The 23703-nt window shown below is 31.6% G+C and carries 18 protein-coding genes; all 18 read right to left on the bottom strand.

The window, feature by feature from the left end:
• Positions 1-45: 45 nt before the first annotated feature.
• Complete coding sequence (locus QGM60_RS08375; protein ID WP_281139788.1) at positions 46-633, bottom strand: Crp/Fnr family transcriptional regulator; 588 nt, start codon at positions 631-633, stop codon at positions 46-48.
• A gap of 139 nt (positions 634-772) precedes the next feature.
• Complete coding sequence (locus tag QGM60_RS08380; protein WP_281139789.1) at positions 773-1861, bottom strand: alpha/beta hydrolase; 1089 nt, start codon at positions 1859-1861, stop codon at positions 773-775.
• Positions 1862-1881: 20 nt separating this feature from the next.
• Positions 1882-5049, bottom strand: a complete 3168-nt coding sequence (locus tag QGM60_RS08385; protein WP_281139790.1) for a M1 family aminopeptidase — start codon at positions 5047-5049, stop codon at positions 1882-1884.
• Positions 5046-5924, bottom strand: coding sequence for an ABC transporter ATP-binding protein (locus QGM60_RS08390; RefSeq protein ID WP_281139791.1), 879 nt, complete (start codon positions 5922-5924; stop codon positions 5046-5048). The genes QGM60_RS08385 and QGM60_RS08390 overlap by 4 nt, the downstream gene beginning before the upstream one ends.
• A gap of 29 nt (positions 5925-5953) precedes the next feature.
• A complete protein-coding gene (locus QGM60_RS08395) occupies positions 5954-6298 on the bottom strand; it encodes a 5-carboxymethyl-2-hydroxymuconate Delta-isomerase (RefSeq protein WP_281139792.1) in 345 nt (114 codons plus the stop codon).
• Between the two features lie 10 nt (positions 6299-6308).
• Positions 6309-7532 (bottom strand): alpha/beta hydrolase-fold protein, encoded by a 1224-nt coding sequence (locus QGM60_RS08400; RefSeq protein ID WP_281139793.1) that lies wholly within the window; start codon positions 7530-7532, stop codon positions 6309-6311.
• Positions 7529-8254: a DUF4386 domain-containing protein gene (locus tag QGM60_RS08405; RefSeq protein WP_281139794.1), complete on the bottom strand. Its 726-nt coding sequence runs from the start codon at positions 8252-8254 to the stop codon at positions 7529-7531. The genes QGM60_RS08400 and QGM60_RS08405 overlap by 4 nt, the downstream gene beginning before the upstream one ends.
• 88 nt (positions 8255-8342) lie before the next feature.
• The gene (locus QGM60_RS08410; protein ID WP_281139795.1) at positions 8343-9476 is read right to left on the bottom strand and encodes a type 1 glutamine amidotransferase domain-containing protein; all 1134 of its coding nucleotides are present in this window, start codon (positions 9474-9476) and stop codon (positions 8343-8345) included.
• Between the two features lie 149 nt (positions 9477-9625).
• A complete protein-coding gene (locus tag QGM60_RS08415) occupies positions 9626-10603 on the bottom strand; it encodes an AraC family transcriptional regulator ligand-binding domain-containing protein (protein WP_281139796.1) in 978 nt (325 codons plus the stop codon).
• Between the two features lie 239 nt (positions 10604-10842).
• Positions 10843-11484 (bottom strand): DUF6266 family protein, encoded by a 642-nt coding sequence (locus QGM60_RS08420; protein WP_103052474.1) that lies wholly within the window; start codon positions 11482-11484, stop codon positions 10843-10845.
• 379 nt (positions 11485-11863) lie between these two features.
• Positions 11864-12922 (bottom strand): hypothetical protein, encoded by a 1059-nt coding sequence (locus QGM60_RS08425; protein ID WP_281139797.1) that lies wholly within the window; start codon positions 12920-12922, stop codon positions 11864-11866.
• 6 nt (positions 12923-12928) lie between these two features.
• Entirely contained in the window at positions 12929-13357 is a 429-nt protein-coding gene (locus QGM60_RS08430; RefSeq protein ID WP_103052476.1) for a hypothetical protein, read from the bottom strand.
• Positions 13358-14685: 1328 nt separating this feature from the next.
• Entirely contained in the window at positions 14686-15009 is a 324-nt protein-coding gene (locus QGM60_RS08435; RefSeq protein ID WP_281139798.1) for a hypothetical protein, read from the bottom strand.
• Between the two features lie 18 nt (positions 15010-15027).
• Positions 15028-16122, bottom strand: coding sequence for a DUF1887 family CARF protein (locus QGM60_RS08440; protein ID WP_281139799.1), 1095 nt, complete (start codon positions 16120-16122; stop codon positions 15028-15030).
• Positions 16122-16700, bottom strand: coding sequence for a hypothetical protein (locus tag QGM60_RS08445; RefSeq protein WP_281139800.1), 579 nt, complete (start codon positions 16698-16700; stop codon positions 16122-16124). Before QGM60_RS08445 ends, QGM60_RS08440 begins: the two co-directional genes overlap by 1 nt.
• A gap of 1 nt (position 16701) precedes the next feature.
• Positions 16702-18141, bottom strand: coding sequence for a phospholipase D-like domain-containing protein (locus QGM60_RS08450; protein WP_281139801.1), 1440 nt, complete (start codon positions 18139-18141; stop codon positions 16702-16704).
• Complete coding sequence (locus QGM60_RS08455) at positions 18134-19465, bottom strand: hypothetical protein (RefSeq protein ID WP_281139802.1); 1332 nt, start codon at positions 19463-19465, stop codon at positions 18134-18136. Before QGM60_RS08455 ends, QGM60_RS08450 begins: the two co-directional genes overlap by 8 nt.
• Entirely contained in the window at positions 19452-23702 is a 4251-nt protein-coding gene (locus QGM60_RS08460; protein ID WP_281139803.1) for an AAA domain-containing protein, read from the bottom strand. The genes QGM60_RS08455 and QGM60_RS08460 overlap by 14 nt, the downstream gene beginning before the upstream one ends.
• Position 23703: the final 1 nt, after the last annotated feature.

A 23703-nucleotide genomic window follows, 5' to 3' on the forward strand; every position in this document is an offset into this window, starting at 1 on the left:
GTTCCCTTTTGAAGACATGAAAAAAAATGAACTAGTTTAAGACTTTTACATTCTGTTGACCTTAGTAACAATTTTGCTCATAAACTCTGGCGTAATACCAATATAAGCAGCTAAATCTTTTTGGGTTATTCTATTGACAATGTGAGGATATTTCTTTTTAAATTTTATGTAACGCTCTTCTGCAGTTAAAGATATGCTCTGGTTAGAGCGTCTTATATAACTTATAAGAGATCTTTGGTAAAGAATACGATAAAATCTTTCGAATTTGGGTATCTCCTGGAAAAGCAATTCATAATTTGTTCTAGATATTCCAAGTAATTCTGAATCCTCGGTAGCTTTAATGAAGTAACTTGAAGGTTCTTTGGTTATAAAACTAGCCATATCTCCTGTCCAATAATCCTCAACAGCAAACATAGATATATGAGGTGCACCATTTTCATCCAAGGTGTATACTTTAAGACAACCCTTGGTTATAAAGTATTCGTATTTGGCAATATCACCAGCTTGCATCAAAAATGCTTTCCGTTTAATGCTAACTTTTGTAAGAAGAGAAATGTATTTCTGTTTTTCAATCTCGGTCAAATCAATAAACCGGCTGACATTATCAATAATGAGTTGATGAAAATATTCCAATGCTTATATACTTTTCTTAAAATTAAGCATTTGTGCGTTACCTAGAAAAAGCTTTGTGCGTTTTCTTAAACGCTTAAAATGTAAAAGCTTGTCTAATCTCAAGAAGTATATATCAAAACATGGGTAAAACGATTGGAAACTATTTAGATTTAAGAATCCATTCTGAAATTTGATTTAAAAAATTAGGGACAAAATTCTTTTCAAGTGCAGCATATTCCTCTCGCTCACCTGTTTTAGCCTCTTGAAAATAATGATTAGCCTTATCAAAGGTTACAAAATCATATTTTGTTCGCGATTTAAGAAGCGCATTTTCCATTCTGTCCTTATTTAGTTCAATAGGAACTTGAAAATCTAATCCCCCAAAAAGACTTAATACAGGAATAGATAAATTTTCTAAATCTTCGAAAGGATCGTAATAAAGAAATGAAGTTAACGAAGGTAGTTTATATATGATTTTAAATTCGTCTGCTTTAGTAATAGCTTTTTGCTTAATTTTTGTCGAATCTGTTTTGCTTTTTGAGTTCATTTCATATAAAATAGTTTCGGTTGTTTGACGAAATAGTTTATACGCCTCTTCAATCGTCTTATCATCTGCAATAGCTCTCATTAATCGATTGTGTGCCGATACATCTGCTTCGATTAATGATTTGGAAATATTAGTCTGACTATATTCTTGTCTAATTTGGTAGGTAACAATTTCAATCAAAGGTACTGCTGGTGCAGCCATTAAAACCAGCTTTTTTACGGATTCATTTTGGGCTGCAACCTTAGCGGAAAGTATACCGCCTTGGCTATGTCCAAATAGTATAAACTCATTGAATGGGTGTGCTTCAGAGAATTTAAAATAATTTATAATATGCTCCAAGTCCTTCGAATGGTCTTCGATTGTGCTATTCACAAAGTCTCCAGTACTACTTCCAACACCTCTGTCATCATAACGAAAAGAGGCTATTCCTTTTGTAGCTAAATGGTCTGCTATAACTTTAAATATTTTGAATCCGTCTAATGTTTCGCCCCTATCTTGCGGCCCACTACCTGAACTCAAAATGACTAAAGATGATGTATTAAAAGTTGCGGGCAAAGTCAGAGTACCGCCAATTTTAATTTTATCTGCTTGTAATATTAAGTCAACCTCTTTTAAATCTTTATGATTATCACCAATATTTTGAGCTATTATGTTATGATTCCACAGTAAACCAATTATTGCTAGAGTTACTAATTTTTTCATTTTTAATTATCAAGTTTTTGTCATATTGCCTTAAACAGTTTGACGATTTCAGACTTAGTATCCTCATCTGGTGCGACATTGTAAAATTCTTCAAGTAAGTCTAAAGAGGTTGGTTTTTTTGGGTATTTGTTATTGGTTAAAAAACCTCTTAGTGCTTGATTTACTTTGTCTTCACCTATTAATTCGGATAGTTTTACCATTGCAATAGCTCCTTTTGAGTAAGCTATATGTGTTGCACCATATGGTACTTTATACAACGGTGAATTTCCATAAAGGCCTTTTTCATTATCATAAATCTGCTCGTGTATTTTAACGCGTTCCATCATACGTTCCGTTCCATACATCTTTTTATAAATCATCATTTCGGTATACATGGCCAAAGATTCCGTAAGCATGGACGCACCTTCTCTTTCATCAGGATTAATTAAACTATTTCCCCACCAAATATGAGACAGTTCATGACCTGCCAGTTCATTTATAACATCTTTGCTTGGGTCACTATCTATATTAGTATGGAAGATCATGTTTTCGGTCATAAAAATGGTGGCTGGATACGCTGTAGCCGCAAATCCACTTGTAAAAGCTGAAACTTCAACAAAGCTCATTTTTTCGAATGGGTAAGCACCAAAATTATCGACACAATAATCTAAACTCAACATCACATTGTTTAATAATCGATCTACATTCTCTGGATGCTTTTCATCATATAAAACTTCAATATTGATGCCTCTATGAGTTATAGATTTCTTTTGATATTTTGAAGATGCTACAGCAAACCGGAATGGAAGGGTATTAGTTTTATAATGACTGTATGCCCTATCGTTTTCTGTCCAAGACTTTTTTAGATTTCCTATACCAATTGGCATTTGTCCAACTTCCGTAGACACAACCAAGTTTAGATTAATAAAGTCATGTTTAAATACTTCTGGCATCTCTAATGGTTTTAATGCTGTTGGATCTCCTAAACCATATTCCTTGCGTTTTTGTGCGTCTTCTAACTCTTTATCAGACTGATAACCTAGAGTTGGATAGTAATTGCTAATCCTCATAAATGAACCATTATCAACGATGGCATTAAAAGATTCATGTCCATTAACAGCATACCATTTATACGATAAGTTAAACTCTAGAGTCGCTGTTTCACCTGGCATTAAAGGCTTATTCAGCTTAATCTCTGACACTAACTGATCAATTGAAATTTTTTCACCGCGAACACTTAATGTCGCTTCATCTATCCTTAAATCTGAATGAAAGTTGAGCAATATTTTCTCTATGGGTTCATCAGCTAAATTTTCCAGAATATAGGTTCCTTCAATTTGATAGGCGTTTTCATAGGGATACAAATCTATTTTAGTGTCAACATCAGTAATGGTTGGCTGCTCTATATTCTGATAATGGCGATAGTTTTTTTCATAACTAGCAGCTTCCGTAGTTATGGTTTCTTCATCGTTGGGAATATATCCTTTCATAAATTTAGAACCACTAAAAATTCCCAATCCAATAAAGACAATCACAAGACCCAATTTTAATTTTGTCCATGTTCTTGTTTTAAAATAGAAATGCAACATCCACAAAAGACCCAATAAACCTATTCCAAAAAATAAACGGTAGGTAAACGCTGAAAGGTAAACTCCATAACCATTTAAATCACTATAAACTCCCTTAAATCCAGAAAAGATATGCAGTAAAGGATAAGGTAACACCATTTTTATTAATGGTGTAGTAAGAACGATTACAGCCAAAATAGAGATTCCAAGCGCAGCATATTTATGTTTTAGAAGGCTGTTGATGATTATTAAAAAAGCAGTCAATAACATAAGAGGAATCGCGTTGAAAACAACAACACCTAAATAAGCCAACCAATCTATATGAAAATAGCCGTAACTTACTTGAAATATCAAAGCCAATAATACGAGTAATACTGTAAGGAATAGGATTAATACACTTACCGAAATCAGGTGTCCTTTTAATTTTACCTTTGAAAAAAATGTGCTCTGTTCGATTAAGTAAAAATTAGCAGCATAGCTTCTCCAGTACAAATCATTAACAAAATAGACTAGTATTAAAGCTCCCAACAAATGAAAACTTTGAGAAATGGACGTGGCTAAACGTCCTGAACTTGCATAGTATTCAGGCAAACGAATGCCTTTGTCAATTTCTGCATACATTTCCATTCCTACAAAAAACACCAGCAAAATTGAGACTGCTACAATCGTTACACTTTTAAAGAGGTATATTAAATCTACTTTTGCAAAGGAAAGAATGGCTTTGACTTCTGATGCATTATTAAAATTGAATGGTGTTTTAACGTTCTGTAGTATGTTAGTTTTATCAGGTGTTTTTATTTTTTTCCGCTTAAATTCCTTTTTGCCTATTGTTTTTGTAAACGCATAATAACGATAAGAAATCCACAAAAAGACTAGTGATAACAACACATAAACTGCTCTATTTAAAGCTAAAAATCCTAATAATGGCGTAACGAACTGATTCTTATCTGATACACTAAAATGTCTGGCTTCAAAAAAGTAAGCAGATACACCAAAAGGGTCTATAATTGATGATAATTGTTGCACCCCAATAGATTGTGGCATGCTACCAGCCATGAATGGGGAATTAGAAAACACTAAAAGCACCATATATAGTACGTAAAGCAATAACCCACCGATAACGACCAATAATTTTTTTCGCGTAGTATAGGCAACCATAAACAGGAAGCTACATACAAAAAAACAATTCAATGCCCCAAAAATCAAGAAAGGATACGCATAGGACCACAGGTTGAAACCTGGTTGTATTTCACTGCCTGTACGTAAATTTTGACCAATTACAAAACCAACCATCAATAGGAAAAAGCACAATAGTGTTTTAGTAGCAAAAAATGAAAACTTTCCTATTAAATACGTCTTGAGGGAAATTGGGTAAGAGAACAATATGATATCAAATTTTGCATCCCATTCCTTGTACAGAATTTCTAGTGCGAATAATGTCGCTAAAAATATGACTGAAAGGCTCAGTAACGCAACCATAAAGCCTATGGTATAAGGTGAATTAAGATAAATTCCTTCGCCAGCAGTTAAGTTGAATTTGTATCCTGAAAACCATCCTATGAACAAAAGTATTAGACCTGTGAATCCTAAAACCCAACGGTTACTACCATGTTTTAGTTGAAACTGAAATACGGCGTTCATAATGAGCTGTTTTGAGAAAGCACGTTAAAGTAAACATGCTCCAGTATTGGATTAACTTTTGAAAACCCTTCAGGCTGAGTACCTGCAAAAACTGTAATTTGAAGTTGACGCTCTATAAGTTGTTGACTAATAACCTTCAGGTTTGCTTGGTAACATTCTAATTCATCATTTTCAATAAATTTTGACCAAACTTTACCTTCTAATTCTTTGATTAATTCTTTAGGTTTTCCTGTTTTAAGAATTCGACCTCTATTCATTATAGTCATTTCAGAACACAAGTTTTTCACATCTTCAACCAAATGAGTAGATAAAATCACAACAACTTCTTTACTGATATCGCTTAGCAGTGTGTTGAAACGGTTACGCTCTTCAGGGTCTAATCCAGCCGTTGGTTCGTCTACGATGATAATTTTAGGATTACCTAATAGAGCTTGTGCCACACCAAAACGCTGTTTCATTCCACCCGAAAACGTGTGCACCTCTTTATCTTTAAAATGCCATAGATTCACCTTTTCCAATAAGTATTGAATCTGGTTTTGACGTTCTGTTTTATTGTTAATACCTTTTAAAATGGCGATATGATTTAATAAATCATAAGCATTTACTTTTGGATACACTCCAAAATCTTGTGGCAAAAACCCTAGATTCTTTTTAATATAATCCGTTTGCGCAACGATATCTATATCATTAAATTCTATAGTTCCAGAAGATGGCTTTTGTAACCCTACAATGGTTTTCATTAATGATGATTTCCCAGCACCATTTGGTCCTAATAAACCAAACATCCCATTTTTAATGTTTAATGAAATACCATTAATAGCGTTGTAACCATTCTTGTATGTAAGGTTAAGGTTTGTAATTTTTAAATGATTCATAACGTTCGTTTTTGATTGATGACAGTTAATTATACCATAGCTTTATTGCAGTATGTAGCCTTCTCAAAATCCCTTATGTTCATAGAAATTACAAGAACATCTGGAAAAATTGTTTTTAGTTCTTTTATAATTTGTCTTGATAAATTCGCTTTTTGATTGGTATTTCTTCCTTCCATGATATTGGCAAAAATGTGGATAAAATCTTCATCCTTATTACCTGTATTGTAATGCTGAAAAGGGTTGATTCGCACCTTAATTTCTTCAGGCGCAAAAAGCTTAGTTAATTTTGCTGTATCGTACACTACTTGCATAATATATTCTGGCGACTTTTGTTTTAAGATTCCCTCAGAACAGTCAATTATAAAATGTGGCATTACTTAATATTTAGTTATTTGTTTTTCTTAAATTGTCTACTGCTTTGAGTAAATCATCTTCTTGTCCAAGCTTATATTGTTTTGAAACTTCAACTCCAAGTAGATAGGTATCAATTGCTTTATCCTTTTGATCTGTCTTTTCATATAACTTTGCCAAATAGGTTAATAACCCAATGTACATAGGATATGCTTCTGAAGCACTTTTGAGTACCGAAATGGCACCTAATTCGTTGCCTTTTTCAACCAAGATTGAAACAAGATTGAAATACTCTTCAGCTGGTCGTCGTGCCAATTCTCCATATTTGTTTTTTAACCGTTGCTCTGATTCTAAAAATGATGAGATACTAAAATCATTAGTCAAGTCTTCATTTATTTTTATGTCTGAGAATAAAAACCTTAAACCATTGTAGTTCAATAACAGTCGAGATGCCATGTGACCTTCATCTCCAACCTCTTCATGTAGACATTTAAATTGTTTTGGATTGTGTTGCTTTACAACATCAACATACCGCTTTAGCTCCTGTCGCATTCCCCAACCATCTCCTCCACCAATTCCAAAGTAGACTGTTTTATTTAGGGTATCATGAGATTTAAAAAAGGTTTTTGCTTTTTCCGTCATTTCTTCCTTATTCCACCAAAGTGCTGGTGCTTCAACTATAAACGCATCAAAAAGATCTTTGCTTTCCATAAGTGCATAAACACCAAATAGACCTCCTAGTGAATGTCCTTCCAATATTCGATAAGGATGTGTTCTATAATTGGTCTCAACAAAAGGAATCAGCTCATTTCTAAGAAAATCAAGAAATTTTGATGCTCCTCCACTTTGTGGTATTCCAGAATTGCCTGTACCACCATGAACATTCTGTCCAGCATTAGATGGTGTTAAATCCCTTGTTCTATCTAAACTTTCGATACCTACTACAATTAAAGGTGGAATTAGTCCTGATTCCGTTAAAAGTTCTACAGTTCCAACCGTATGTTTTATATTCTGTAGTCCATCTAATACATAAAGCACAGGGTAATTAGCTTTAGAATTGTTATACCCAATTGGTAATGAAACAATAATTGGTCGTTCTTCTTCTAAAATGATTGATTTGAGAATATGCTGAGTGCCCAAACCCAAAAGTTGACCATCTTCAGTTAAATCAATCTTATTAGCTACCTGTCCATATAACCTACCTTGCAAGAATCCTAAAACCAAAAAGATCGCTACTGTTAAAATAAGTTTCTTCATCGCGTTAACTCTTTTAAACGTTTATAAGAACTAGTTGCGCCTTTTGTTAGCATATAAATTGTAATTCCAATTTCGCCAATGGCTGCGGCTATACCAACAATTAGAGCTGTTTGGTTTTCGTATCCGGGAAAATTAAAGTTTCCGAATGTTTCTATAAGATATCCTGCACCTGAACCTAACAATAGACCTCCAAACAATTTTGGAAAAACGTTAGATTTATAAATAAGCACACCAAATAATATACAGTGGACACCAAAAAAACCTCCTGCTATGAGGTATCCATAATGATGAGCTTCCATTAACAGACTACTCATTTCCTGAACCTGCTCGATACTAAAAGAACCTGCAAAGGCATTAGTATCTAATACCTTCATTGCCATATAGTGATTTAGCAGATTGATGCTTGCTATTGCTGGATGAGCTATCAGTCTAAAACCAGCACTAAGTAATGCCAGACCTTTATGAAAAGGTTTAAAAATTTTATATAATAATATAGAGATAACTAAATCAAAAAGAAATGCAATAAGATCTGTAGTTAAGCCAAGTTGAAATAGAGCTTTGTTTTGCAAAATATTATCTGCAGTTGCAACGGCGTCTCCCGGCACAACTAAAGTGCCCCTAACATAACCTTGACTAAAGCCTGCACATATAATTACAAACAAGTAAAACAAACCAATAATACGTATTAACTTTAAACTGGCAAACGAACGATTGCTTTCCATAACTTTTGGTTTTTTAATAAGACAAATTTCTATAACAGGGAGTACTAATTGTTGACTGTAAATCCCAAACAATTGACAATTGAGGACATTAATCTTCTATACCAGAATTCAATTCTTTCAGTAGAGCTTCAGATTGTTCTACAAGCAATTTTTTTGATATTAAATCCTTTGCAATACCTCTTGCCTTTCCTTTTTCATCTAAAGAGAGGTAAGTCTTCGCCAGTAAAAGTTGAAGGTTTTCATTAAAAAAGTAAGGTGAAGTTAACTCAATAAGTTTTGTACCTTTTATCAAACTATCCATATTATCCTTAGACGCTAAAATTTTATAGTATCCGTATACTGCCATTAGCGGCATGTCGTAAATACTTGTATCCTTAGCCAATAAGTCTTCGGCTTTTTGAATAGTGATAGTTTCATCTAGAATTTCCTGTATTAGAAGAACACTGTTTTCATCGGTATACAATTCTCTCTCTACAGGTTTTAAGCCCAAAGATTGTACTACTGCTTCTGCAGATTTTGCGGTTGAAAAAGGATTTTGTCCGGTAACAAAATTTTTAGAAACAACCACTTTAGATAGCATAAAGTCTGTCTGAAGAAATTGAGCACCTCTAGATTTTAATTTAGTCTCTAAACTAAATGGAAACTCTTTAACCCACTTTTTACCAAAAAGTTCTTCTTCTACATTACTAAAACCTGTTAACTCTATACCGTTAATAATGTACTCATCATTATTTTTAACATTAGCAAATACAGCTGGTCCATGACAAACTGAAGCTATTACTGTGTTTTCTCTTTTATAGAGATTTAATATAATATCTTGAAGTGATGGGTCAAAAGGTAAATCAAACATGGCACCTTTTCCTCCTACAATGTAAATAGCATCGTATTCATTTGCATTAATACTAGCCGTAGGTCTTGTGTTATCCAATAGGTCTAATGCTTCTTGATTTTCTAAAAGATTTTGGTTGTAAAGTTTTTCTTTATTGTATTGATCAGGCTCAACTTTTCCGCCTTTAGGACTAGCCACATCTACTAATAAATTATTGTTTTTAAATACTAAATAGGCTTGTGAAAATTCGTCAAATTCATAGCCTGGTCTTTCAGCTCCCTTATCTTTTCCGTAGCTACTAACTACCATCAAGACTTTTTTCTGTTGACTGCTTGTTTGTGCAAATATTAAAACTGGGAATAATAGTGAAATTAATAATACTGTGTTTTTCATGATTGATGTTTTATGTTTAGATAAAAAACACGAATCAAACAGCTTATTGTTACAGTGAGTGTTTTTAATCTATGGCAAATATCAGAAGTAATATTCTTGATATTTTGACCTATTGCGCCATAGATTTGACATATAAGGACAGTAGATTACTACAAGGATTTTCTGTAGTCATTGGGAGTTTGACCAGTCCATTTTTTAAACGCTCTATTGAAAGCACTTTGTTCAGAAAAACCAGTTAAAAACGCTATTTCCCCAATGGACTGTGAGGAATTAGACAACAGACTTATTGCTGTTTCCTTTCGATTCTTTTGAACTAAATCTCTAAAAGTTAAATCCCGATCAGAAAGCCTTCTTCTTAGTGTTCGACCACTAATTCCTAAGTAATCGCCTATTTGAGTTAAACTTGGAATACCACTAGCCATAGATTCCTTAAGAATTTTATTAATCTCTTCTGTAAGTTCATCTTCTTTTTGAGACAACTCTTTCTTTTCTTCATCCATTCGCTGAGTTAAGAAATCATGGATAAATCGGTCTGCTTTAAGTGTTGTCATTTTAAGTGTTTCTGCATCAAACGTTATGGAATTTTCTTCAGCATTTGAATATACAGGACATCTAAAATAGTCTGTAAAATCTTCTAAGACAGAAATGCTATGTTTAAAACAAACCTTAATAGGTTTTACTTGTCTTCCTGTTACTTCCTTAATAACTTCAAGAAGCATTACAAAAGGAGCTTCAATAGTTGTTTTAATGCCTTTTCTATAAATATCACGGTCTAAAGTTAGTGTTATTGTTGATGCATTCTCATGTATATCAATAGTTCCATCATTAGTTACTAAAACCATATAACGTTTAACATTTCGTAATACATCTGAAGCTTCTAAGCAGGTTTTCCAAGACAAACCCAATGTACCATAATCATTAGAGTTTAGTTGTTTTCCTTGTCGTAACCCAAAATTTGGTGATAAGTGTTCTTCAGCAATTTCATATACTTCTAAAAGCGAAGCCATTGGCACATATGTATTACCTTTATTTAAAGGATAATGACGTCCAAGTAATTTTGACGGCAATCCTTCCTTTAATGCTAATTCAATTGCTTTTATATAAATTGATGAAGAAACAAATGGCATAACTCTTTTATTAATTTTTTAAAATTAAAAACTAATACAGTCATATCCTAAAATCTATTTTCCGATACAATATGTAATTATCCTTGATTTTACTATAGTTACAGCATTTGGGCAACAAATAGGATACAAAAAATGCATAAAAAGAGTAAAACAAGAGCAGTCATTAATAAATTTATTTACGAATATAGCATAAAAAAACCGCTCGATTTGAGCGGTTTTCAAATAAAAGCACCAAGCTATTAATTGGCTATCCCAGAGCCTAAATAAGTACTGTTTGATACTTGGCTACCATCGGCAGTTATAAATGCCATAAATAGCTCTACAGTATCTCCTGCGTAGGTTGTTGGAATTGCAACAATTTGGGTCCCTACTGTTCTGTCTGCTCCATCTGTTAAAGAAATAGATTCTTTCTTTGATGGATTGTAAACCAATAACATTGCTTTATCGGTAGCGTTGGCATTACCTTCAGCAGAGTTATCATCCCAGTTAAAAGTTACCTCACCAGCTGTTGCAAGATCTGTAGAAGGGTTCAAAGCAGCTGATAAACCTCCCCTACTTACTAATGCGGTTGCATAATCCACCTCAAAGTCTGGTTCGACCCCTGTGATGGCATTATTCAACACATAAGACATCGCAGCATTAAATGCTGTTTTCTTCACTGCTAAAAACTTATACCCTTTTTGGATAAATGGTTTAACAGCTTGAATAAATTCTAAAGTCACAGTAAACTTGTTTCTTTGGTTTACCTGACCTACAGTTCTTGGATTGGCTACACTTGAAGGTTTAATTCTGATGTAGTCAATTCCTTTCCAGCTTCCACCGATAATGTTTCCAACCTTACCGGAAAGCCCTCCTAAAATTCCTTGAGCAATTTTACCCATAACATAAATAATTTAAATGAAACTTACTTTTCTTCGGACTTGGTACGGACTTGACACGAAGTTGTACCTTCCGTTGAAATATATGGCAACTTTTATGCTATTCATTAGATATGGATTTTGTTGCTTTAGATTGCTTCCCTTTGCATCAGAAATAAAAAAATGAATATTTTTTTTACAAAGAAAAAGAGAAAAAAGAAAGCCGTTTCTTTGATGGCGTTGACATACTGTCAAGTTTTTTGGAAAAAATATTGCTGATGGAAAGGGTTTTGAAATTTGCGCCTGACCAAAGGGGCAAGATTTTTTTCAAAACCCGAAGGGCTTGAACTTTATAGTATGATAAGCGTTGGATGAAGGAAGCCATCTATCTTTGCAATCTTTTTTATTCGACATTTAAACCATGTAAGAATGTTAGATCTTCTTGATTAAACCTTAAAAAGGATTGGTAAATTAATTTAAGAAGTACACTTCTATCTTGATTATTATTTTGTTGACGCCAATTTTGTATAACTGGATTAGAATTCACCCTTCCCCTAGCAGCTGGACTAAAGGGGGTTACAACATAAATCTCTTTTGTGATTTCTTGTTCATTATTAAAGAAATCATTACGTGCAGGTATAACTATTTTAGCTTTAAATATAATTTTAGATGAGAATGTGTTTGATAATTCAGCTCTATTATTAACATTAACCTCTATCCAATTATCATTTTCAACTCTAAATTCAATTGTACAATTCCTATCCTGTAAGGCTCTAAAAAATAGGTCAAATGAGTTGGCTGTATTGTTTACGTTTACCCTTCCAACAATACTTCTCTCTCCATTATTCTGATGTATTTTAATCCCGGATTTACTAAATGCGCTTGCGGTATTAAACAATAGCCTAGTAACATTATTATTTGTTAAAATGTGCTTCAACAAATCGTCGTTTATAACAATATCTCCTAGACATGAATCACTTGGTGAGTATTTTTTTCTTTTGGTTGAATAAATAATGTCTGAATAGTTTATACGGTTATCCTGTAGATAGTTTATTAGAAAATCTTTTGCAGCTAACCTATTGAGTTCTTCAAAGACATGATTAAACAAGTTTTCATCCAGGATATATTGCCAAAGACTTATATCTCTTGTATTGCCATGATAAAATGGAATACCTGGTGCTGACAATAGTCTTCCATTGGGATAGTGTAATGTGTTTAGGCCTTCATTATTTAATAAGATATTATCATTCAAGTAACTAATTGGCGGAAATGTTCCTATGATATAATTATCAAAATTTTCTAAAGGAAGATCATTTTTATAGGGATGTATTTCAACTGGGGTTTCATTAGGTAAAACAAAATTGTTTTCAATTAGGGTATTTAAAAAGTTAGCGTTAGAATCTGAAATTCTATTTAAATATTCATTTTCGTTCATGGCAGGATTAGTTTTTCTTAAAATCATAAAATATCATTTAAATAGATTAGTAATTTCTTCTTTGTTATCTAATATGATGTTGAAACTAAAGGTTTCATTTCTACCATCATTCTCGTTAATTTCATTGTATAAGAGTAATTTTCCTGAAACCATAAATACGTTTCTGTTGGTAAACGTTGTATATTCCATTAAACAAGACAAATCATCTATAGCGTAATTATTTGCTTGTTCATCAAACTTATAGACTGACATATTCTCAAATTCTACAATATATTTAGCTCCCAACACCTCTACTTTAAAACACTTATTGATATGCCCTCCTCTTCTATCAGTCAGGTAATCAAAAATGTTTACATTTTGAAAAAACTTGTCATTATTAGAGTTTAAAAGCACAATATTATTTCCTGTATACTCAACAAAAATATGGCCTAAAAAAGCCTTTGAAGGATTATTTACTTTCATTATTAGTGAATTGATTTTTAACGGATTGAATTAAATGTATAACAAACTTTTTTAAGAAAAAACTTGATTTATATCAAAACGTTTTTTTTAAATAATGTAAAGGATTTTAAAAATAAATTCCTTAAGAGGTTTTTGATTTACAGGTTTTTATAAGCAGGTAATCGCGCAGCGTATGGCGATAGCCATAATAGCGAGCCGCCAGCGAGTTGAGCAAGGGTGGTGTGGGAAAATAGCCCGATAGGGCTACCACGCCTACGTTGAAAACGCAAGGGTGGCGCAGGTTTTTGATGCCGTTGGATTTAGCTTGGGTGTAGCGTGGGAAAGCAAGTGTAACAATTGAATGAAGCTATTGAAGGATGGCTACCGTTTTTAAATTTTAGCAATTGTGAGTGATTATCAATATTTAATTTATAAGGACTTAAGTAGATTAAGGAAATTGAGGATTTTGATTTTTTCTAACGAGCAATTGCCAATTTAAAAATGGGTTGTGTATTGGCTGAAATAGCTGACTGAATGCGTTACTCTTGCTGTGCGTTTGCAATATAGAATAATCCGCTTTTGGATTTAAAAGACTATTTAATCAGTTATTAAAGCAGTTTTATAAGTATTTGGAAATTTCAAATTTCTTGAAGCGGTTATTGTATATGCAAAATGGCTGCCTTCAAAAACTGTGACACCCGTGAACCCACAGGTGGCATAAGCCCATCTATTCCGAAATGAAACCACTTCAAAATAAAACGCTACGCTTCATATTGAAGTCATCACATACGGTCTTTTTATGCTCAAACTTCAATATGATTTATTTTTTTGTGTTTTACATTGCTCATTACGACGCTCTCATACCACCTGTGGGTTTTGCCCGAAGCGAACAGCAGGCGAGCCAAATTATGAAGCAGCGGTTGTACCCTTTTAATATTTCGCCTGCTTATGCAGGCTCCATATTGGGTACCTGCTTTCGCTGGTAAGGGTGCAAGAGTAGCTGCGGGTGAGGAAGTTGTGTAGTGTGTGAAGTAAAGCAAATACATAGTGCTAACGAGGATGTGTCACCGCAGTAGTACTATGTATGGTAAACACCAATGCAACGCATTTGTGATTATGCTTTATGGAACAAAATGGAACAACTGACGAACACCTTATTACCTGCTCTAACGAGATTGAGCGCAAAGGCAAAAAAGTACAGGCTGAAATTGATAAATTTTAGCTTGTACTGCGGGGAACGTAAAGCTCTTGTATTTGAGGGCGTGTAGTGCAACGGAACAAACGAGAGTGCAAGTGCTTGAAGTGTGGGCTTACCAGTTCCTTTTGCTTTTCACTGTATCTATCTAATATTAAAATGGTAACATATCAAAATAGAGCTTTCCATTTGATTCCTTTATTTTTATATAGATTCGGCTATACTTATGATAATTATCGTAGAAACAGTAATGCTTGTAACCCTCGTCTTCCCATGCTGGATTTTCAATTTTTAAATGCAACTTCCCTTTAGATGTTTTATAAGCACATTTAAGCATATGGGTAAAGAACTTATAAAAATTTAATTTATTAGGAAAGGTTGTCTCTATGTTATTGGCTAATAAATGATATAGGAAGATTTTTGGTTTGTTTTGAAGTACAGCTACCGTTAAGCTTTTTATTACTATTTTAGAATACAACACGTTTAAATTAGTTTATTATATCTCCAATTTTGATAACATGTAATCTAACTTTTTTGAAATTGAATTAAGTTTAACGTGTTTCTTATTGAATTCTTCTAAATAAAAAACTTCAATTCCAAAGTCTTGACATTTCTCAATTAAATGCGCTTGAGGTTTGTAATATGATACAAGTATTGATTTAGAGCTTATTCCTCCATAAAACTTACCAATTGCTCTCATTTTATTAATATCAGATTGTGTGACCTTACCAGATTTACATTCGATAAATAAGATTTTTTGACCTGTATTAATTAATATATCTATTTCATTCTTGTCTAACTTGCTATCAGCATTGGATTTAATTGCTAAACTCATGTGAACCTCTCTTGCCGATTTCCATGAAGATATCGCAGATGCCACAATTAGCTCCCACCAAAGACCTGATAATAATATTTTAAAGGCATTTGCACCTTTCGATTCTATATTAAATTTAGGTGCAGAAACCTTTAGATGAATACCGTTCCAATCAATACTAAACTTTTTGTTTTTATGAGTAAAGCTTTTACGCTCACTTTTAACATCTAGTGCCCTCAATAGCTTAAATAATTCTGAAATACCAGACTTACTTTTCCTTAACTCTAATATTTGATTTGCTAATTTTAAATCTTCATTTGAGAAATCCTTTAAAGATATGGATGAAAATGTATTATGATTTGAAAGTTGAAGGAAATTTTTTGTTGATATATTCTTTTGTAATTTAGTTTGTGTACCACTAGATATATCTATTAAGTTTTGGTTTTGATCAATATAAAAACTAAAACACTCCAAAGTTTTAAAAACCTCTTGACTAGCTAAAGCCATAAGTTTTGTACCACTTGTTAAATTTAACTCAAATGTTGCACCTTCATTGTCGCAAATAATATTTGTTACAGTTTCCTCAATTGATTTATAATTATATGGATCTACTTGATAGCTAATGGATTTATAGCTGGAAAGGTTTTTTTCTAATCTATTTTTTAATCTTACCGATTCCTTTGTATATAGAATATGGACTGTATCTGGATTTCTTTCCAATACGCCTATGTATACAGGTAAAATCTGACCACCTAAAAGCGTTATTTGATGTGTCATTATTTTATAAATAATTCTGGTTGGTTAATATCTGGATTATAAACAATATTTAAAACTTCAGTCCCAGGCAATGGTTTTCTTAATTCCTTTATATAACCCTCAAAATCAACATAAGTAATTTTACATCTATAATCTTTACCAAAAATAGATGCAGCTGCCACCATTGATTTTTTTCCACCTGTAATATCAATTGTAATTTTTTGTGATTCAATTTCATACAATATTTCTTTCAAGGATTTGTATATCGTATTAAAACTTGTATCCGAAATAGTAATCAAATTAAATTCATTTTCTACAAACTCTTCAACACGATTAATTACTTCTTCTTTGTGTTCTGTTGTAATAACATAATGTTTAATTGGCCGAATTGTATTGGCTGTAAGAATTATAGGTTCTGGTGAGAAGCCTAACATAGAAATTAAAACCTCTTCTTCATTGAATAGGTCTTCATATTTATTTTGAAAATTCTTAATTATTTCTGGAAATAATTTATCAAAATAAAGCTTTTCAGCTAATTGAAAGTTTCCATGTTTAGCTAAAGCTAACCACTCATCTGTATATTTTAAATTAGATTCCATTTTATTCTAATATTATTTTAGCGCTTCGAAATTTAAGAAGATATGATTCCAAATTATATTCCATCTTATTAAGTTGATTACCAATAGTTAAAATACTACCCTCAAAATCAGCTTCATAAAAATATTTACTAACTTGAATTTGAGAAATCTTATTGTTTTTTATCTTATAATAAGCAGGTAATTCATTAAGTAAATTTATTAGTTCACTATTTGATTTATGTATCTTAATTGTTATATCTTCTGGTAATTGTTTAGGCTTAATTTCTTTTAATTCACAATGGTATGCGTAATAATCAAAGTACATACTTTTAAGAGGCGATATATTGAAAACATAAGGCGCAGTAGCTATTTGCCATTCAATAAATGCCTGGACATTTACCTTTTGATTTTTCTCTAAAACTAAACCGACTTCAAATCCATTTTTAAGACCATGCTTACCATCTATATTTGCTGTAAAAATCATACTCTTTTCTGGTGTAAGAATCCCTTTGGAATGGTTATACACATCTCCATAAATTTTACAGCCTAAATTCGCTAACAATGTACATCCTTCTATATGATCTGACCTATAATTCATTCCCCTTGAAAAAATATAAACTACATTTCCCTTTTTTATTATCGATTTAACGGCATTTATGAATTCTGGTAATACATTGAGTCCAACAATACTATAAGTAGATAAATAAACATCCCCAGAACTATTTTCTATAATTTTGACTATTTCCTCATATAAAGATTGTTGATGGTCTTCGAAGGTAAATTTTAATTTTGTTTCGGATTTTAATGCTTTTGCCTTTTCTGAAATATTTTGATTACGGGAAACAATAAATTGTTTATTAGAATTAGCTGTGATGAATCTTGTGTATTCAGTACCATTTTGAAAAATTTCATCAAAAAGGTTATCTAAATGACTTAAAGCACTTGTATTCTCAATGAAAACTCCTGTTTCTGGATTATTAGTTAAGGAAGGTGTAGTCATGTTGGCACTTGTTAGCAACCCTTTTTCCCTATCTGAAATCAAAAACTTGGCATGAGCTGTTCTTGTAGCTCTTACATGAGCACCATTTGAGTATAATTTTTTGACTATGTCAAGATGGACTTGATTGAAATTTTCTATCATTTCCTCTTCTGATAGTAATGATGTAGAAAACTTTGATTCATCTAATTGAGTTAAAATAAAAACAGCGACATTAGTTCTTTTTAAAACATTTTCTAGTTCTGTATAAATTTCATTATCAGTAATGATAAATGAACATAGTTTTATAGAAGACTTTGAGTTTCTTATTAACTCAATGACTTGCCTTTTTATTGAATTTTGATTAGGCAAGGTGATAAAAAAATCATCTCGCTCTAACCAAGGGTTATTATTTCTGTTTTCATTGAGAACAAAGTAACCTCCTTTGAAGTGCCCTTTATCATTTATCGTATTTATATTATTCATTGACCAATTCTTCTATGTGCATGTGTTGTTTGATATCGATTTTTTCAAGTAGTTCAAACTCTTCTAAAAAAATAAGCGCTTTACGGTAAATGTCATATCCCAATAATTTCTGAATAACATCATCATCTTTCAACCCTTTAGTTTTTGCTGTTTTTAATACATAAAATATTTCCATTAAAGCTTTAACAAATTCAGATTCAGTAATGAATTTTATAAAAACAACCCAAATTCCTTGACTAGTTGAGAAATCAATAAACGCATCCCTAGTTCTCAATAAATTTCCAAGAAATTCTCTCCTATTAGATTTTATATTATGAATGAGTTCTTCTGTCACATTTAATCCTATTTCAAAATCTGTATTAATTATATTGACATCTGATAATGTTTCAATAAAATAAATTTCTTTTAAAGCTTTTTTTAAATCTTCATTTGTAACAAATTGCAGCCTCTCACCTTCTATCTCTTTATCAATTTCAGTCCAATTGGATGCAAATGAGAAGTTTTCCTTTTCATCATAAATCCATGTATTAATTCTCAATTCAATTTTCTGGATCTTGTCATAGATTTTTGATTCAATTGAATTAATTTTAGTGGAATCGCCGGTAACATTTAATGGATCCAAAAGCTCTCTAAATAGCTTATTCTCTTTCTTTAATAACCCTACTAAAACAGGCATTGACATTTTAGTAAAGTCAATCGTTTCTATCTCTTCAAGTCCTAATGGTATTGCCCAAGACTCTCTTTCATTTATGGGAATATTAAATATATTCTCAAGAACTTTTTCTTTTATCAAAGGTTCGTGAACAATATTTGGTTTAAACGGTTTATATGATTTCGTTACCCCTCTTGAATTTGTATAATATGTAAACTCATTTTCATTAAAAAAGGATTTAAGATATTTTGCAGAATATAGCTCGCTACTTAATGGCTTAAAGTCAACCCCATCCAAGTAAAAATTATGTTGACGCTTTTGAAGCCGTTTTTCTTTGGAAAAAATTAATATATCCCTTCCAAGCTCTGTAACATTTAAACGATTCTCACCTTTAATCAAACCTTCAGATTTCATTTGCTCAACCCTCAACTCAACACCTCTTTTTTGAACACTTAAAAATTGGGCTATATCAAGAATGGACATTTCATTATTTAAAAGAATACATTTAATAATAGCCTTATCTAATTTTTCTAATGGATCTGGTGTGCTATCCAGTATTGTTGCATGAATACAATAGATTGGATATTGTAAGTAAGCAATTGATTTTAATTCAAATCCTTCTTCATTTTTGGCTTGATAATACCTTTCTATATCTAAATTAAATAATGCCATTTTTTCTATTTGGAATTGATAAATTTACTCTTCCTTTTGATACCTGAATTTTGGAAATCATCATTTTATAATTACGTCCTTTTATAAACTTTTTATAGTTCATTTTTGGATCATATAAGAAACCATCAAACCCCTTTTCGATTTCAAAAAAATGACCTATGTCAATTTTTGTTTTATACTTTACATCAATAATATCACCCAAGCTTATAGATTTGAAAAACTGTAATTTTTTAAGCTTTAATTCGTATTGACCATCTCTTTTTGAATCATCAGAATTGTTCTTCTTTGAAAATAATGGTTTGTTTGGTGAAAGATAAATATGCTCTTTTTGACGATCAATAGCTGAAATATACATTGGATATTCAGTTTCTTTATCAAATACAAAACTTTTGTTATCATCTCTAAACATCCCTTCTAATCCTTCATTTATATAAAAAATATGTCCAGTATAATTGAACTTATCAAAAGACAGCTTTAACTTACAATTATAAGGAACTCCAACTTTTAATTTTGATTCCAACAATTGAAAATTAGATTTTAAGTCTTTAAAGTCTGTGAGATTGACAAAATTGCCAATACTATCATTTTTACTTAAATCCACTAATCTTGAGAAAAGGCCTGTATAATTAAATAACGTGTCGTAGTGGCTACGAGGGTCAGTTAGCGTCTCTGAATTACCTACTAGAATTAATTTCTTTTTCGCTCTTGAAAATGCGACATTTAATCTTCTTGCATCATCTAAAAAGCCAACCTTTTTGTTTCTTTGATCTGGTGATGCCGCTCTCGTAAAACTGAAAACAATTACATCAAACTCCATACCTTGAAAAGAGTCTAATGTGGACACTTCAATTAAATGAGAATTATTATGGCCTTGAAGAGATTTTTTAATATGTTTTACTTGTGATTTGTATGGGGCTACTACCGCGAAGTCATTTGGTGCGAGACCTGATTCAATAAGTTTAGGTATAACCAATTTACTTATGCAATAGGCTTCAGAATTGTTTTTAGTGGAATAGTCGTCAGAACTTTCATAAGGGTTTTGCGCACTTGATGTATTAATGAATACCACTTCTTTTTCGAAAGGACTTGACAGTTGTAAACGATTTTTATACGTATGTTCTCCCATTTTGACCTTTCCTTCATAAAAAGAATCCGAGATAAATTCTCCAATGTGTGGATGCATTCTATGTTGATAGTTTAATAGCTCTTTATTTTCTTCCGGAAACTGTTTGTTTGCAATTCTCTTTACGAGAAATTCGAAAAAAGAAGTTTTTAATGCATGCTGAATATCTTCTTTTAAAAAATTCTTGCCGTATTTAGATTTGGGAAAACTTGTTGCTTCATTCTCATCAAGTAAACTTCCGTCTATATATGGTGGCAATTGCATTTGGTCTCCTACAAGAATTACTTTTTTAGCCATCGATATAGCTGCTAATGTTTCTGAAATATTAGCTTTACCTGCTTCATCAATTATAACAGTATCAAATTTTAAATTGTATTCATTCAACTCTCTGTCTGTTCTAACACCAATACAAGTGGCAAATGCTACGTCAATGGATTTATATAAAAGAGGCTTAATTAATATCTCTTTTTCATGAGATAAGTTATTCTTCCATTCAATTAATAAGTCTTTCAACTTATTTACATTTGAGAATGATGTTTTCGACAGCATCTCTAAAAATTCATAATTTTTATTGATTAATACCTCCTTAAAATTTTCTCTATAATCTGCACTGTTTTCAATTATAATACCTTTAAGGGCAGGCCTTAATGTACTAAAGTCAACATCTTTTTCGTTAGATAATACATAATCTAATTGATTAATGTTAGTGGTAATTAATTTTTCAAAATCTTCAGAATAAGCTTCAATTAGATTATCAATTTGATATTGTCTTAAATCCTCTTTAATTCTTTGTGCATTCCCAAGTCTCACACATGTTAGCGATTTATTTCGTGCTACTTTTTCAAGGACATTATCAACCGCTATATGAGTTTGACTTGCAACAAGTATTTTTTCTCCCTTGGTAATTAATTGCTCTACCACCTCTGCTATTACAGTAGTTTTTCCCGTTCCTGGTGGTCCCTGAATTAAAAACACATTATTATTTCCTACTGCCTTCTTAACTGCCCTGACTTGATTATTATTAGGTTGTTTCTTCTCTGTTTCCTCTAGAAGTTTATTAATATAGGTCAAATTGGTTTCTTCAGGTGGCTTTATTTTTTCTGGTCTAACCAATAATGATTCAATATGGTCTAACTTTAATTTTTTGTCAAAAAAGTCTTTGATAACTTCTCTTTGCACTTGATATTGACGAAGTGAAACCTTTGGTTCTATAAAGAAGCCATCATCTAAAATATCTAAAGGTTTATTTAAGTTTTTTAAGTGTAGTTTAGTTTTTTCATTGGTGGCTTCAACTATCGCATCACAGAAAATAACAAATTCTTTATCCTTGTTTTCTTTATGAGACAATTCTTCCGTTCTAATTGCCACCATCTGGTTTTCATCACCGTTACCACCAAACAAATCATCTAAATCCAGCTTTATTTCAATAGCAGTTTCAGTAATTGTATTTGGTATAACCTCATAACTATTTACAGGGATTCGAGACTTTTCGTTCCCCTTTCTTTCATTATCTTCCTGATATTCTAAAAACTTATCAAAAATAGAAATGGAAAGCCCTTCATCTCTTAAAATAGCACCTGATTCCTTTTTTAATTTATTCAAAGTTTGAAATGCCATTACTTTACTTTGAATCTTTAAAAAATTATTTTTTTGATTTGATTCTAAAGGTCTTGAGCTTGTCGCAGATAAGAATCGAACTTTACTATTTAACAGAAATGTTCCTGCATTTAGATTATTTGTTTTATCTAATGAATGCCACTTTTTTGTTCTTTCTAATGATAGGCTAAAAATCACAAAATTATAATCTTGTTCCTCGACAAAAACACGCCCAGAAACATATATTTTCTCGTTAAATAAAACCCAATCATGTATTATTTCACCTTCGTTATTGTCAACCCTTGTATTTGTGCGAACCCAATATTTTTGATTACTTAAAAACTCTAGACCATCTTTTTCTGTTTTATTAGTACCTAAATAGGGTAATAACGCATTCTTAAAATCATTATCCCATGCTTTTGTATTTATCCCAAAATTTAAAAACAACATTGTTTCAAGTGTAATAGCACTTGAAAATAACTTATTGTCTTCTTCAAACCATCTTAAAACACTTTCTCTATCTTCTTTGTTTGCAACAGTATAATAAATTGATTTTTTGAACGCTTGTGATGACTTTAAATCTTCATCTTGGGTTTGATAATCCTCTTGAACAGTTTCTACTTCATCATCTAAATCTACATCTTCTTGAATCCCTAATTTTAAAAACTGATTTAATTCATCTCTACCATTTAAAATAAGGTTTAATGAATCTCCAATTTTATAGAGAGACTTTTGATCATTTGAAATATTTATAATACCATAAAGGTGTGAGTTAATTGAAACTACAAGCTTGTTAACCAATATTTCCTCAATGGTTCCATTTAACTTTTCTCCAACTTTATATTTATTCCAGTTATTTTTTTCACTAGGTCGGTTATAAAGATGCTTTTTACTTACTATTACATTCTTACCCAGTTCATTTTCAAGAACAACAACCTTTAATCTAGATCCAACTTTGAGGGTAGAAAAAATCTTTTGAGACTGAAAAATATTCCAAGATAAATTCTGAAGAGGAAGAATTGCTTTTTGATTATTAAAGAAATCAACAATAATTAATGATGGGTAAACTATATTAATTATATTGACTTCAATTTCTTTACCTAATTCAATAATGAAGTGATCTTCATTACTTTTAGAATTATTTGAAAGCCTTTTCTTTATGAAATGTTCAACAATCTTTTCAGCATTTGCCATTGATATTTTCGTAGTGGGTCTTTTTTCAATAATTATTCCTTTTTCTGAAAAAAAATCAACAGCTGTATTTAATGAAATATCTAATTCCCTCAATATTTTATTTAACCTAATAAGATTAGGTTTAGGCGCGTCAATTAATTTCAAATTAATTGCCCTATTAAAGGTTTGATCAGCTCCTTTTACTTTCTCCTCTTTTATTTCAAAATTGACATTATCACCTATTTTAAATTGTGTGTAGTTTTTATGAAGATAGAATGCGTTTACACCATCTTCATTTGTTATGAAACCAAATCTGGAATTTATTTTAACTATTTTACCTTTCATA

The sequence above is a fragment of the Winogradskyella sp. SYSU M77433 genome (assembly GCF_029911945.1).
Taxonomy (GTDB): Bacteria; Bacteroidota; Bacteroidia; order Flavobacteriales; family Flavobacteriaceae; genus Winogradskyella.

Bases quoted from the DNA above. Each gene is read 5' to 3' on its own strand.
- QGM60_RS08380 (WP_281139789.1), bottom strand. From the start codon at position 1,861: ATGAAAAAATTAGTAACTCTAGCAATAATTGGTTTACTGTGGAATCAT.
- QGM60_RS08385 (WP_281139790.1), bottom strand. From the start codon at position 5,049: ATGAACGCCGTATTTCAGTTTCAACTAAAACATGGTAGTAACCGTTGG.
- QGM60_RS08390 (WP_281139791.1), bottom strand. From the start codon at position 5,924: ATGAATCATTTAAAAATTACAAACCTTAACCTTACATACAAGAATGGT.
- QGM60_RS08395 (WP_281139792.1), bottom strand. From the start codon at position 6,298: ATGCCACATTTTATAATTGACTGTTCTGAGGGAATCTTAAAACAAAAG.
- QGM60_RS08400 (WP_281139793.1), bottom strand. From the start codon at position 7,532: ATGAAGAAACTTATTTTAACAGTAGCGATCTTTTTGGTTTTAGGATTC.
- QGM60_RS08405 (WP_281139794.1), bottom strand. From the start codon at position 8,254: ATGGAAAGCAATCGTTCGTTTGCCAGTTTAAAGTTAATACGTATTATT.
- QGM60_RS08410 (WP_281139795.1), bottom strand. From the start codon at position 9,476: ATGAAAAACACAGTATTATTAATTTCACTATTATTCCCAGTTTTAATA.
- QGM60_RS08415 (WP_281139796.1), bottom strand. From the start codon at position 10,603: ATGCCATTTGTTTCTTCATCAATTTATATAAAAGCAATTGAATTAGCA.
- QGM60_RS08420 (WP_103052474.1), bottom strand. From the start codon at position 11,484: ATGGGTAAAATTGCTCAAGGAATTTTAGGAGGGCTTTCCGGTAAGGTT.
- QGM60_RS08425 (WP_281139797.1), bottom strand. From the start codon at position 12,922: ATGATTTTAAGAAAAACTAATCCTGCCATGAACGAAAATGAATATTTA.
- QGM60_RS08430 (WP_103052476.1), bottom strand. From the start codon at position 13,357: ATGAAAGTAAATAATCCTTCAAAGGCTTTTTTAGGCCATATTTTTGTT.
- QGM60_RS08440 (WP_281139799.1), bottom strand. From the start codon at position 16,122: ATGACACATCAAATAACGCTTTTAGGTGGTCAGATTTTACCTGTATAC.
- QGM60_RS08445 (WP_281139800.1), bottom strand. From the start codon at position 16,700: ATGGAATCTAATTTAAAATATACAGATGAGTGGTTAGCTTTAGCTAAA.
- QGM60_RS08450 (WP_281139801.1), bottom strand. From the start codon at position 18,141: ATGAATAATATAAATACGATAAATGATAAAGGGCACTTCAAAGGAGGT.
- QGM60_RS08455 (WP_281139802.1), bottom strand. From the start codon at position 19,465: ATGGCATTATTTAATTTAGATATAGAAAGGTATTATCAAGCCAAAAAT.
- QGM60_RS08460 (WP_281139803.1), bottom strand. From the start codon at position 23,702: ATGAAAGGTAAAATAGTTAAAATAAATTCCAGATTTGGTTTCATAACA.